Origin of the sequence: Enterococcus sp. DIV1083b (assembly GCF_051713705.1) — a bacterium.
GTDB lineage: Bacteria > Bacillota > Bacilli > Lactobacillales > Enterococcaceae > Enterococcus_D > Enterococcus_D casseliflavus.
The window spans coordinates 699,173-712,670 of the sequence record NZ_JBIOQJ010000001.1 but is presented as its reverse complement, the minus strand read 5'-3'; the positions used below and the strand labels follow the sequence as shown (position 1 = coordinate 712,670).

General features: G+C 44.9%; 12 protein-coding genes. 3 read left to right on the top strand and 9 right to left on the bottom strand.

Annotated elements, in window-relative coordinates; all coding sequences use genetic code 11:
- Positions 1-49 precede the first annotated feature (49 nt).
- On the top strand, positions 50-1,015 hold the full coding sequence (nrdF, locus tag IGI69_RS03285; RefSeq protein WP_010747541.1) for a class 1b ribonucleoside-diphosphate reductase subunit beta: 966 nt from the start codon (positions 50-52) through the stop codon (positions 1,013-1,015).
- A 59-nt stretch (positions 1,016-1,074) separates the two neighbouring features.
- On the opposite strand, the gene IGI69_RS03280 is transcribed toward nrdF, so the two are convergent.
- The 6 genes from IGI69_RS03280 to IGI69_RS03255 all read right to left on the bottom strand — a co-directional run bounded on the left by IGI69_RS03280 (position 1,075) and on the right by IGI69_RS03255 (position 9,154).
- Positions 1,075-2,130: an alpha/beta hydrolase gene (locus tag IGI69_RS03280; protein WP_050979035.1), complete on the bottom strand. Its 1,056-nt coding sequence runs from the start codon at positions 2,128-2,130 to the stop codon at positions 1,075-1,077.
- A gap of 90 nt (positions 2,131-2,220) precedes the next feature.
- Positions 2,221-2,937: an MIP/aquaporin family protein gene (locus IGI69_RS03275; protein WP_005225178.1), complete on the bottom strand. Its 717-nt coding sequence runs from the start codon at positions 2,935-2,937 to the stop codon at positions 2,221-2,223.
- Positions 2,930-4,759, bottom strand: coding sequence for a type 1 glycerol-3-phosphate oxidase (gene glpO, locus IGI69_RS03270; RefSeq protein ID WP_010747539.1), 1,830 nt, complete (start codon positions 4,757-4,759; stop codon positions 2,930-2,932). The genes IGI69_RS03275 and glpO overlap by 8 nt, the downstream gene beginning before the upstream one ends.
- 3 nt (positions 4,760-4,762) lie before the next feature.
- Positions 4,763-6,283 carry a glycerol kinase GlpK gene (glpK, locus tag IGI69_RS03265; protein ID WP_005225176.1) on the bottom strand — a complete coding sequence of 507 codons (1,521 nt, stop codon included), beginning with the start codon at positions 6,281-6,283 and terminating at the stop codon, positions 4,763-4,765.
- Between the two features lie 131 nt (positions 6,284-6,414).
- On the bottom strand, positions 6,415-7,857 hold the full coding sequence (locus IGI69_RS03260; protein WP_438739710.1) for a helix-turn-helix domain-containing protein: 1,443 nt from the start codon (positions 7,855-7,857) through the stop codon (positions 6,415-6,417).
- A complete protein-coding gene (locus tag IGI69_RS03255) occupies positions 7,847-9,154 on the bottom strand; it encodes an NAD(P)/FAD-dependent oxidoreductase (protein WP_201691507.1) in 1,308 nt (435 codons plus the stop codon). The genes IGI69_RS03260 and IGI69_RS03255 overlap by 11 nt, the downstream gene beginning before the upstream one ends.
- A gap of 136 nt (positions 9,155-9,290) precedes the next feature.
- Here IGI69_RS03255 and IGI69_RS03250 point away from each other — a divergent pair, with 136 nt between their 5' ends.
- On the top strand, positions 9,291-10,115 hold the full coding sequence (locus IGI69_RS03250) for a DUF92 domain-containing protein (RefSeq protein WP_010747536.1): 825 nt from the start codon (positions 9,291-9,293) through the stop codon (positions 10,113-10,115).
- A gap of 61 nt (positions 10,116-10,176) precedes the next feature.
- Here the strand turns inward: IGI69_RS03250 and IGI69_RS03245 are convergent, their stop codons facing one another.
- The 3 genes from IGI69_RS03245 to IGI69_RS03235 all read right to left on the bottom strand — a co-directional run bounded on the left by IGI69_RS03245 (position 10,177) and on the right by IGI69_RS03235 (position 12,580).
- The gene (locus tag IGI69_RS03245) at positions 10,177-10,887 is read right to left on the bottom strand and encodes an MgtC/SapB family protein (RefSeq protein WP_008377072.1); all 711 of its coding nucleotides are present in this window, start codon (positions 10,885-10,887) and stop codon (positions 10,177-10,179) included.
- 232 nt (positions 10,888-11,119) lie between these two features.
- The gene (gene nagB / locus IGI69_RS03240) at positions 11,120-11,821 is read right to left on the bottom strand and encodes a glucosamine-6-phosphate deaminase (RefSeq protein WP_005225171.1); all 702 of its coding nucleotides are present in this window, start codon (positions 11,819-11,821) and stop codon (positions 11,120-11,122) included.
- Positions 11,822-11,977: 156 nt separating this feature from the next.
- A complete protein-coding gene (locus IGI69_RS03235) occupies positions 11,978-12,580 on the bottom strand; it encodes a LysM peptidoglycan-binding domain-containing protein (RefSeq protein ID WP_010747535.1) in 603 nt (200 codons plus the stop codon).
- Positions 12,581-12,814: 234 nt separating this feature from the next.
- Here IGI69_RS03235 and IGI69_RS03230 point away from each other — a divergent pair, with 234 nt between their 5' ends.
- Positions 12,815-13,204 (top strand): YxeA family protein, encoded by a 390-nt coding sequence (locus IGI69_RS03230; protein ID WP_010747534.1) that lies wholly within the window; start codon positions 12,815-12,817, stop codon positions 13,202-13,204.
- The last annotated feature ends 294 nt before the right edge of the window (positions 13,205-13,498 follow it).

The following is a 13,498-nucleotide window of genomic DNA, read 5'->3' as shown; positions in this document are numbered from 1 at the left end:
TGACAGCGGGTCGGCTGTTGTCTTGATACGATTATTGGAGGAACCGACTATGGGTAAGACTTACTATGAAGCAATCAACTGGAATGAGATCGAAGATATCATCGATAAATCCACTTGGGAAAAATTAACAGAACAATTCTGGTTAGATACGCGGATCCCTTTATCAAATGACCTTGATGACTGGCGGACGCTATCTCCATTAGAAAAAACAACGGTGGGCTACGTCTTTGGCGGCTTGACTTTATTAGATACCGTTCAATCAGAAAGCGGTATGGATCAACTGCGTAAAGATGTCCGCACCCCACATGAAGAAGCGGTCTTGAACAACATCCAATTTATGGAATCTGTCCATGCAAAAAGCTATTCATCGATTTTCAGCACCCTGAATACAAAAGCGGAGATCGCTGATATTTTTGAATGGACCAACACCAATCCATATTTGCAAAAGAAAGCCGAACGAATCAATGAGATCTACAAAAATGGCACACCGCTAGAGAAAAAAATCGCCAGTGTATTTCTAGAGACCTTCTTATTCTATTCAGGTTTCTATACACCCCTTTACTACTTAGGCAATAACAAACTAGCGAACGTAGCGGAGATCATCAAATTGATCATTCGTGACGAATCCGTTCACGGCACGTATATCGGCTACAAATTCCAATTAGGTTTCAACGAATTACCAGAAGACGAACAGCAAAAGCTGAAAGACTGGATGTACGACTTGTTGTATGAGTTGTATGAAAATGAAGAGCGTTATACCGAAGAATTATACGATGAGATCGGCTGGACCGAAGAAGTCAAAACCTTCTTGCGTTACAATGCCAATAAGGCTTTGATGAATCTAGGTCAAGACCCGCTTTTCCCAGATACCGCCAACGATGTCAATCCAATCGTCATGAACGGTATTTCAACTGGTACCAGCAACCACGACTTCTTCTCACAAGTTGGGAACGGGTATCTGCTTGGTTCCGTAGAAGCGATGAAAGACGATGACTACTACATCGGACTTGATTGATCTGCTGACAAATAAACACCTTGTTTCTCGCCAATTGAGGGTGAGAAACAAGGTGTTTTTTAGTGAGCCAACTGGTCTTTGATAAAGGTCAACGTTTCTGTCAAACAGGCCTGTGCTTGGGGCAAGCTATAATCAAATTGGTATTCGTGGGTCACCGTTTCCGAATCCCCTTTGTAAAAGCGACTCGTCACGGGAATATCAAGAGCTTGCAGCTGGTTGGCAAAGGCAATGCCTTGGTCTTCAAAGGAATAGGCATTGCCATCCGTGATATACGTTGGTGGAAAATCAGCCGTCAATTTATCCACCAGTGAGATCTCCTGCAGTTGGGGACTATCTTGCCATTCTTTTTTTCCTAATAACGACCAAGCCACCGTTTTGACAAAGAATTTCATAAAGCGATCATCTGAAGAAGTCCCAGCGATCTGCTTCAAATCAAGCGGTCCGCAATAGGAAATAAACCCTTTCAGGGCCGATGCAGGAATGTCTTGATCAAAGGACATTTCCTTCGCATACGCTGGATTGGTTTGCAGCGCCACATATTGCCCAGCGATTTGGGCTCCTGCAGAATCCCCGCCGAAGAAGAGTTGATCGAAATCCAGCATGGGGTATGCTTGGGCATCTGCTTTGATCGAGTCTACCGCTTGGGCTAATTGTTTGACCTGTCCAGGATAATGCAGACTTGGTGCCCATTCATAATTAATCGAAATCACAGCGGCTTTGGTTTCATCGACGACATAGGTCGCAAACTCTTTGACCCCTTCTTTGTCTCCGCCGACATAGCCGCCCCCATGGACCCAAAAAATGACTGGAACAGGGCCTTGTGCCTCTTTGGGATAATATAGATCAAAGGTACTGCGTTGATAATCCGATTGATACGTCAAGTCCTGTTTGACCGTCACATTCGGCAAACTTTTTTGATAAGCTGCCTCATCCTTGATGGTCACTTCTTGGTTAAACAGATGACCGATCAAAAAAGCCCCCGGTCGTGGGGAGAGTTGAAAAGCCAGAAAAACGGCAGCTAAGAGTCCGATCAGGACAATCGCCACCCACATGAAAAAGCGCAGAATTTTTTTCAAGTAAAAGCTCCTTCCTTCTTTCTGTTTCAGCTTTTTCATTTAACCATGTTTTTTTAGCAAATTCAATGACAATCGCTAAAGATTAAAAAAGGATGATACCAATAGGCATCACCCTTAAAATAACATCGTTTATAATGGCAACATCATAAACAAACCAGCTGCGATCGCTGCCCCGATCATTGGACCGATGATTGGTACTAACGCATAGCCCCAATCGGAAGTCCCTTTGTTTTTGATTGGCAAGATTTGGTGAGCGATCCGTGGTCCTAAGTCCCGTGCCGGGTTGATGGCATAGCCTGTTGGTCCACCAAGCGACAGCCCGATCGCTAAGATCAAGATCCCAACGACGATGGGATTTAATCCATCCGTAAAGGTATTGGCACCAAAAGCCAATAAGCCAAAGACTAAGACAAAGGTACCAATCACTTCAGTGATGGTATTCGATACTAAATTACGAACTGCAGGCCCTGTTGCAAAGGTGCCTAAAATCGCGCCTTGGTCTTTTGTTTCATCCCATAATGGCAAGTAGTTGAGCCAAACGAGTATCGCCCCTACGATCGCACCAGCAATTTGTGCCAGCATAAACGGTACAGCCAAGCTCCAAGAAAAATTCCCCGTCATCGCCATGCCTAATGTAACGGCTGGATTCAAGTGAGCAGGTCCCATGTACCCTGAAACGTAAACGGCAATCGTTACCGCTGTCGCCCAGCCCATTGCTATCACGATCCAGCCAGAGGCTTCTGCTTTACTCTTTTTCAGATTGACAGCCGCACACACACCATCCCCTAACAAAACCAAAATAGCCGTTCCTAGAAATTCACTAAAGATCTGGGTTGTTTCATTCATCTTTTTTTCCTCCTTTTAAGGCTGTTAAATCTGATTCTGCGATCACTTGGTTCAATTCTGCTACATGGGCTGCTTTTTCTTCCTCGCTCCAGCCAAAGAAGTCGGTCATAGCTGCAACGACACCGGCTTTGACTTCATCTAAGGTGTCTCGCATAAATAGGATATGGTTGGTCCGACGCAATAGATAATCGACAGGCGTCAGAACCATTTCTTCATGCAAGGAATAGTTCAAGGCCGTACTTTCTTTTTCATCTAAGCCCTCAAACTTCGTCTTGTAGTTCAACACTTGGGGAAGATTCGACCCATAAAGATGAGCCAAATACGTCGCAGCTGCTTCATCGAATCCAGCGGCTTGCGCTTGGTCAGCCAGCTTCGCTAAGTCTTCCTCTACATTGGCTGCATCAAGCTCACCACCAGAAACTGGGTACGTGGTTGAATCCACTAACTCGAAGAATGCACCGCTTTCTTGGAGCAATTCATTGATCCATTTAACTGCTCCTTCCGCCATCAAGCGATAATCGGTGATTTTCCCCCCTGCCAACGTCAATAGTCCGTCTTTTGAGCGTTCCAAACTGCTGCCGCGAGAAACTTGCGATGGATCCACTTTGCTGGCTTCTACTCGTTCTTGTGCTTGTTTTACAGCTTTTTCTACGACTGGTCGCTGCCGCTCATCTTCAAGATACTCTTTGACGCTTTCAACGATCTGCTCAAAGCTTTCATCCGATAGTTTGCCTTTACCGCCGCCATTGTAATCAGACCCGCCATTATTCACAATCAACGGACGCAATCCTGCCCAGCTCGCTTCGATATCATCAAGGGTGATCTGAGCGTGAGGGAAGCGTTCATTCACGATGGTCAGTAGATAATCAACATCTTCTTGCGTGACCGTTGGATGAGCAAAATCGCCTGTATAATCCGTATCGGTTGTGCCAAAATAGGTCTTATTTTCTCTTGGTACCACGAAAACCATCCGACCATCATTTTTCCCAGTATCAAAATAGGTTGGTTGCGGCACTTTTAGTTTTTCCCGATCGACCACTAAATGGACACCTTTCGTCGGACGCATTTGTGGCGGCAACTCATCATTCTTGTCTAATTGACGAACGATGTCTGACCAAGGGCCTGTCGTGTTGATCACGACTTTGGCGTGAACCTCAAAGCGCTCGTTTGTCAGTTGATCCTCCACCTCTACCCCATTGATGATGCCTTGCTCATCATGTAAGATGCCGACGACTTTGGCTTTACTGATCATTGCTGCCCCATCGGCTTGTGCTCGTTTGATGTTTTCGATCACCAAGCGGGCATCGTTGTTGCGAAAATCAAGATAGACACCGCCACCGACTAAGTTTTCCGCCTGCAGCTGAGGTTCGCGTTCTAAGACCTCTTCTTTCGTCAGCAGATAATTTTCGTATTTACTGCCTGTCACATTCGCTAAGCGATCATAAAGATCCATCGCCACTTTGACAGAAAACAAGGAGAAGGTTGCCCCTGGTTCATCATAGATTGGCAAAAGCATTGGATCTGGTTTCGGGATATGCGGAGCAATTTGCTGCACGATCGCCCGCTCCCGCACGGTGTCAGCGACCACTTCCACGTCAAAGGTTTTCAAATAGCGAATACCACCATGAACGAGTTTGGTGGACCGCGAAGACGTTCCTTCGGCAAAATCCTGCATTTCCAAAAGAACCGTCTTCATCCCAGCGGCTGCGGTTTGAACAGCAACCCCCGCGCCAGTGATCCCACCACCGATGATCAATACATCATAGGTGGTCTTTGCCGCTTCTTGAATGGTTTGCTTCCGATCTTTATGTGAAAAGGTCATGGCTTACTCGCCTTCTTTCTTCGCTTTGAATTTGAAGGTCTGAGTAGCTGCTACCGCTTGTTTCCAGCCTTCGTACAAATTGTCTCTTTCTTCTGCTGGCATTTCTGGTGTAAACATTTGCCCTTCTTCTGCCATTGATTTCAATTCATCCAAGTCTTTCCAGAAGCCAACCGCTAGCCCTGCCAAGTAAGCTGCACCTAATGCGGTTGTTTCCAGATTCGCAGCTCGTTGCACGTCAATGTCTAAAATGTCCGCTTGGAACTGCATCAATAGATCGTTTTTGGCTGCACCGCCATCGACTTTCAGCAATGGGATATCGATGCCAGAATCTTTTTTCATCGTGTCGATGACATCTTTTGATTGATACGCAACAGCTTGCAATGTTGCCCGAACAAAATCTTCCTTCGTCGTCCCACGAGTCAAGCCAAAGACGGCTCCTCTTGCATCTGAATCCCAATAAGGTGCACCCAATCCAGTAAAGGCAGGCACCACATACACTTCATTATCGCCTTTTGCTTTGGCAGCTATCTCTTCTGATTGCGGAGAAGACTCGATCATTCGTAGACCGTCCCGCAGCCATTGGATCGCTGATCCAGCAACGAAGATACTTCCTTCTAAGGCATAATAGACTTTGCCGTTGATGCCATACCCGATGGTCGTCAGTAGGTCATTGTCAGACAATTGTGGTTCTTCACCCGTATTCATGACGATAAATGCCCCAGTGCCGTAAGTATTTTTGATCATGCCTTTTTCAAAGGCCATTTGTCCAAAGAGGGCGGCTTGTTGGTCCCCAGCCATTCCAGCGATTGGTACTTCACTGCCGTAAAAATGGTAGCTGCGGGTGTGACCATAGACTTCTGAGTTGCTTTTGACTTCTGGCAACATCGAGCTTGGAATGTTCAAAAGATCCAAGATTTCTTGATCCCACTCTAATTTATGAATGTTGTAAAGCATCGTCCGACTAGCATTGGAGTAATCGGTGACATGGACTTGCCCATCTGTCAGTTTCCACACAAGCCATGAATCGATCGTTCCGAAAAGTAGCTCGCCATTATCCGCCTTTTCTTGTGCCCCTTCGATATTGTCTAAAAGCCAGCGCACCTTGGTCGCTGAGAAATACGCATCAATGACTAACCCAGTTTTTTCATGAATCATCTCTGTATGGCCATCTGCTTTTAATTGGTCAGCGATCGGTGAAGATTGGCGGGATTGCCAAACGATTGCATTTGCGATCGGCTGGCCTGTCGTTTTGTCCCAAACCACTGTCGTTTCACGCTGGTTAGTGATCCCGATGCCGGCGATTGCTTCTGGTCGGATACCTGATTCAATAAATGCCCCTGCGATGACTGATTGGACAGAGTTCCAAATTTCATTGGCGTTGTGTTCTACCCAACCCGATTTTGGAAAGTATTGCGGAAACTCTTTTTGTGAACTGCCGATTTTTTTCCCGTTACGATCAAAAATAATTGCTCTTGAACTAGTGGTTCCTTGGTCGATCGCCATTACATAATTTTTTTCTGCCATTTGATTCGCTCCCTTTAGTTTTTTATACGCTCTTCTTGTTAGCGCTTTCTGACTTGCTTTTATTTTAGCCGAACTTTCGCTATGTGGTTCGTCAATTTTTTTTCAAATTTCTAAGAAATTGACGAAATCCACTATTGAAAGCGTTCGCGGATCATTTTTTTGATCGTTTCCCGATCATAAGCGGTACCTAGTTCACTGATTCGATAAGTCGGTGTTTTCGTCTCGATAGCATAATTTGCCAAGATCAAATCATATTCTTGTTCCGGGCGATAGCGTTCCACGACTACGCCATTCAAATTTTTGAGATACAGCAGCCACATATAGTAGAGGGCTTCTTTAAACAGTTCATCCATTTTCAAAGCGATCCCGACGCGAAACTCCCGATTGATTTGATAATCGATGATCGTGATCACGCTCAAGTATTTGACCATCGTCATCATCAACAAACTATTTTTATCAGATGGCTTGATATCAAGCTCTGCTAAAGCCTTATCCAATAGTTCGTGACTGATTTGCTGGATGTTACGACTGGATAGCTGCGCTTCTAACTGCCAAATATTTTCTCGATCAAAAACCTCCACATCCCCTTTGAAAAAATACACGCGGCTGTGGATCTGCAGCAGGTGACCATAACAAGTGGCTTCGATTTCACGGGGAACAAACGATGGGCGGTAGAGATGCAAAATATGTTCCAAAATCAAGGTATCCGTCAAGGCAGTTGGCGTAAACCGAGAACGCTGCAGCATATACACTTGCAGATCGTGTTCGTATAACACCGAGAACGACAGTAAAAAGACAAAGTGCAGCATCGCCTCCTCTTCTCTGACTTCTAATGCATAATGGCCAAACCCACGAAATACCAACTCCCGTAATTGCTGAAACAAAGGATCTTTCGTGTAGGGTACCATTTTCTCCCGTAAGACTTGAAAGGATTGAGTAGCAATTTTCAGTCGCGCCTTCATGATCCTCAGCCATAGGGACAAGCGCTGTTGGGCTTCTTTCGTGAAGGTCATGTTCAGACCTCGTGTGATCAGACCGACGTATTTTTCATCGATCGGCAGCGGCTGACTGTCGAAAGAATGGACATACCAAAAGAGTTCAAAATAGAAATAACGAATTTGCGTTTCTTCCCCAATCAGCTTTCCTTGCCAGATCTCTAACTCGAATTCTGCTAGCAAGCCATTTAGCTCTTTGATTTTGCGAAACAAGGATGACTCGCTGACCGCTAATTTTTGTGCCAGCTGGACAGTGGTCACCTCTTGATGCTGCAAAAGATGCTCGAGGATTTGAAATTTCAATGCTGAACGATAAAACGCCCATTCGATTTGATTGAGGGAAAAAGTGGGACTCATTTCAAAGACCAGGACACCTTTTCGATAATACAACCGACACTGCTCTTGGTAGTGAGCCAGCTCATCTTGCAACTCCTCCACATATTTTTCCAAGGAAGGCTTACTGATGCCAAGATAGCTCGCCAGCTCGTGCAGCTCCATTTTTCCGCCCACCAGTAAAAGCTTTTTGAGCAGCTGCAATTGCTTTGCTTCTTTTTTTTCTAATAACTGATCAAGTCTCATCGGCATCACTTCCCGACCACAGAAAAGTTTCGTCGATTACATTAGTGAATCGTGGATGGAAGAAAAAGTCTTTTTGGGTCAACTCCTCCATCGTTGCCTGCTGCTCGATCGCAAACGCTAGTAAATTGATTTTTTCCAAAATATTGGCTTTTGATAAAAGCTGCGCACCAACGATTCGGCCGCTGGCTTGTTCGATCATCACTTTTCCATGAACCTGTGTTGGATCAAACAAGGAACTGGCGGCAGTAAACGCATGACAGACGATCGGAGATTCGAAGAAAAACCGATCCGACTCGGTCAAGCCGGTGCTTGCTAAGTACCACCCAAACAGTTGCGTTCCGACTGTCCGCAATCCGCCACGAAACGGGGTGGTTTTACTTGCCAGATTACGAGCTGCTGCGATTCCTGAGCGAACAGCATTGTTGACTAAGGGCATATAGACCGTGTCTTTCGTAATAGCATTCGGAATTTGGATCAAATCGCCGACCGCAAAAATATCCGTGGCAGAAGTTTCCAAGTAGGCATCTGTCCAGATGGTTTGATCACTGTGTAATTCAAAGACCGCAAATGCCTCTGGCAAGCGAGGATGAACGTTGACTGTCGTCAATACCAGATCGCTTTCATAGCCTTGATCGGCGGTTTCGATCCGAAAGCCTGTTTCCGTTTTAACGACTGCCAAAGTTGGCTTGGACCAATGCAGCTGCAAGTTGGGGATTTTTTCGATCTCCGTTAAAAAGGGCTGCAAAAAATCGTGATCAAAGTACTTGAATAAAGGATATGACATTGATTCGATCACACTGACTTTTTTTCCGATCGCAGTCAAGGTATTCGCCGCTTCCATCCCCGCTTGACCAGCACCTACGATGGTAATCGACTCTGCTTGGGGCAATTGCTGCAAGAAATGCTTGGCTGCCTCATATTCCTTGTAGGTCAGTAGTGCTTCTTCTGGTTGTGGCAAAACAGTGGAATCTTGACTGGAGCCTGCTGCCAAGACGAGTCGATCATAACTTAGTTCTCGCTTATCCGTTCGAATCCGATGATCCGAAGGAAAAATCTCCAGAAGCGTTTCTTCTAAAGCAACGTCGATCGTTTCTGCCTCCAGCTGCTCCTTCGTACAAAAGAATGCTTCTTCCAGCGATGCGATCCTGCCTTCGATCAGCAATAACAAACCGCTTGGAACAAACCCAAGATGGGCTTTTTTTTCTATCAATAAAATCTCTGCGTCAGGGTATAATCGGCGTGCTTCACGGGCGCAGCTGACACCCCCAAAGGACCCGCCTATGATAATGATTTTCATTGGATCACCTCTCTCCCTTAGCTTAAATGAAACGCTCTCATTTGACGAGTAAAAAGCTATCAGGCTGACTATTTTTTTGTTAACTGCGGTAAAATAAATGAGACCTATGCTACACTATACGCAAAGGAGTGTTCAAATGGTTTTCTTTTATCAATTCATGCTGGGATTGTTTGCCAGCATATTCGTTGCAGCGGCAGCATTCGTCTTTCAGTGGCTGACTGTTTCTGGCGCACTGGCTGCGATTCTTTGCGGCACACTGGTCATTGGCTTTGGTCCGTGGTACAGCATCTTTTTGATTGGCTTTTTCTTTGCCAGCTCTGGCATCATTGGTCTTTTAAAGAAAATGCGCAGTCAGCCAGAGTTAGCTGTGCTTGCCAAAGGTGCTCGCCGTGATGCAAAACAAGTCTTTGCGAACATCACACCAAGCATCTTTGCTCTACTGCTTGCCTTTTGGACGAAAGAACCGCTATTCCTTTGGGGATTTGTGGCGGGAATCGCTAGCTGTACGGCTGACACTTGGGGCTCAGAAATCGGCGTGCTAAGTCCAAGTCAACCGCGTCACTTACTTACGGGAAAAAAATTACCACCAGGACTTTCCGGCGGTGTCAGTTGGTTGGGAACTGCCGCTTCCCTAGCAGGGAGTCTCGCCATCACTGGTTTATTCGCAACAGCCTTATGGTTGAACGGCAAGCCGTTCTCATTTGATCTCTGGTTGACCTTGACTGCCTTAGGCTTTGGCGGTAGTCTCTTGGACAGCTTACTGGGCGCAACGATTCAGGTGCGCTATCAATGCCCTGTCTGTCACCAATACACCGAAAAAAAAGTCCATCACGACGTTGCCACCAAGCAAGTCGGCGGTCTTTCCTTTGTAACGAATGAAGGGGTCAATTTGCTGACTTCAATAGTGATCGTTATTTTGACTGTATGTTTCTTTTACTTAAAAATGTCTACCGCATCATAAAAAAAGCAGCAAAGCACGTCACTAATGTGAGGTGTCTTGCTGCTTTTTGACTCAATACCGATTAAGCAATATCCACTAAGCGGATCTTCGTGACATTTTTGTAGACAGACAATTCTTCGATCACTTCAGAAAAGCCTAGTCCTCGCGGGAGATCAATCGTATAAATGTTGGTATAAATGCGATAGTCTTCCATGAATTTGACATCAAAATTGACATCTTCGATCACGATATTTTTCTCTTGGAAGTACTCCGTCAAAAACTCTTTGGTCTCGGTGCGGTGGATGTACTGGATCTCTAATTTCTTTGCTGTTGGTACGCGGACGATCCGCTTAACGATCGTCAATGCAAAGAAGATCCCGATAAAACTGCTTAATGCGATGGTGTAAAAGCCCATCCCGATGGCAATTCCTAAACCGGCGATCGCCCATAAGGAAGCAGCCGTCGTCAACCCCGTCACCGAGCGCTTCGTCACAATGATCGTTCCGGCGCCTAGAAAACCGACCCCGCTGACGACTTGCGCAATCAATCGTGCTTCGTCCGAACGAATCACCCCTGCTAAATCTGGATGATCCAGCGCATCTCGCATGGCACCTGTGGCGATCTCCACTTGGATCAAAGCAATGACACAAGCCCCCATGCAAACCAAGATATGGGTTCTAAGACCAGCTGGTCGGCTTTTGTACTGCCGCTCGTACCCAATCGCGCCACCCATGACCATCGCCAACAGCAACCTCAGTGCTACTTCAGGAATGGATAAATGCATATCAACCATTTGCATCCCTCTTTTCTTCGTATTCTCTCTTTTAACTATAGCATCTCTGATGAAAAAAAGAAAAAAACAGCGCCGAATCAGTCAAATAAAAAAAGCCCCCTCAGAAAATAAGCAAGTAAGCTACAAACCATTGCTCGCAGCTGCGCTGGCGCTACTGCACAAGCGCAGGGGGAAGCTGCAAGGATGGCTCATTTTTCCTTCTGACTTATTTCTGAAAAGGGCTGATTTTGTTTTACAGGTTGCTGGCAGCAGCCTCATCGATGATCACGATCACGTCATCATGCTTTTGTAAAACAGAAGCTGGTAATTCGTTGGTTACGGGTCCTTCAATCATTTTTTGGATCGCATCCGCTTTGACTTCGCCAAATGCCATCAAAATGATTTTTTTGCTTTGCATAATCGAACCGATTCCCATTGAAATTGCCGTCGTTGGGACGTCTTCGACTTTATCAAAGTAGCGTTTGTTGGCATTGATGGTTGATTCAGTCAAATCAACGACTGAGGTCGTTCCTTCAAAAGATGCACCAGGTTCGTTGAAGCCGATATGTCCGTTTTGACCGATACCCAAGATTTGGATATCAACTGGGTGATCCGCAATCACGCTATCGTAGCGTTGGCATTCTGCTTCTAAGTCTTCCGCTTTGCCGTTTGGTACGAAGGTTTCTTTGAATGGTTTTTTATTGAATAAATGAGCATTCATGAAGTAACGATAGCTTTGTTCGTCTTCGCCGCCTAGTCCTACGTATTCATCTAAGTTGACTGAAGTCATTTCTGAAAAATCAACTTCACTGGCAGTCATTTCTGCATAAAGGGTCTCTGGCGTGCTTCCTGTTGCTAAGCCTAGGACCTTGGCGCCATTTGCCATACCTTCTTGAATCAATTCAAAAGCTTTCTTTCCGCCTTGAGCAGCATCTTTAACGCGAATAATTTCCATGATCAGCGCTCCGTTTCTATTTGGTATAGTCCAATAATACCACAGGTTGTGTTTGATTACAATAATTAGTCTAGACCAGATGACGATTATTTTTTCTCGCCGATCAAAAAAAGACGAGCTCTAAAATGCGCTCGTCTCTACTCGTATTCTACTTGCTTACCAATTCGTATAAACATCAATACCGCTATGACCGACACCTGTGTCATAGACTTTATAGGCACCTAAAGATGATTGACCAGTCGATCCTTTCGGTTGATTATCACTGGCAACAACGATGTACCCATCGGCATCACGGATGGTTCCGTCTGATGCTACATGGCGACCAGGGATATTCAATCCGCCTCCTGGCAAGACTTTTTGTGAGTAGTACGATTCTCTCACACCATTGAAATAGTTGATCCCATCCACTGGATTCAAGACACCAGAACCAGCACCAGGAACGCTTGAACGAGTTTGACTCACGTTAGCAGTCGCTGTGGATTCACTTTTTTCTGTGCTTTCTTTCGTACTTGTTTCTTTGTTTTCTACTGATTGGCCATCGTTAGAAACCAACAATGTTTCGCCATCAAAAATCATATTTGGATTTTCGATCGAATCATTTAAAGCTAAAAGGTCTTCGACCGTTGTTTGATAAGTAGCAGCGATCCCAGATAGAGTGTCTCCTGGTTCGACAACACGGGTTTGTTCTGCTGCTGAAACAACTGTTCCGCCAACGAATAAACCAAATCCTGCAACAACTGTAAATGCAAATTTTTTCAAATGAAAAAACCTCTCTTTTGATTATTTGTCCCGCTATCGGGCACAAGTAAGAGAATAACATTACAATATTGCAGGAAGGTTTCAGAAATATTTTTCATTATCACAATTGTTAAACAGAAAGTTACAGGATTTTTATTCAAAAATGCTAAACTTACAATATTGTTATCCCTTTCGATGAGTGCTTTTAGTGACCACATGCTATAGTGATGCTAGTAATGGAAAGGAATGACACCCATGAAAAAACTACTATTAACGCTTGGCGTTTTGATTATTGTCGTAGCCGGCTATTTCGGCTACACGTACTATGCAACAACGTATCGCGGCATCACGGCTTATGCTATCACGCCCAACAAAGTCCCTGAAAAGACACAGACCTACAGCGATTCTGGTGAAAAAATCGATGGCTCTTTTACCTACAAATACACCTTTGAATTCGTAAAGAAAAATGGTGAAAAAGAACTCATGACCTATGACCTGACGGGCGAAAATGTAAAACCATTGGCTCCAAATACTTTAGTCAAAGCAGAAATCAGTAAGACCCGCATCATTTCTGGTCCCAACGAAATCCCTCAATCAGAAGTCCCCGCAAAAATATTGTCTGAGCTGGAATCCTTTGACGAATGAGAACTTCTTACAAGAAACTTTCTACTTTTTAAGGTTCATTTTACTTTGACCGACTATGCTAGCTTTATACCAAAACTATTTTTCTTCCTCTTACCAGTCCTCGCCCGACTGGTATTTTTTGATTTTTCCCAATGGTCAAGAGTTACGCTTCTTATAGACAGAACCGCTCTAGCTTTGCAATGGTTTTTTTCTCAAATTTTGATCAAGCAGCTATTGACGATCGGAAATAAATAAAACCAGAATCAATAGGATAAACGCTGGTTTCATCATAAAAAAACCGCTAGATTGTTTATC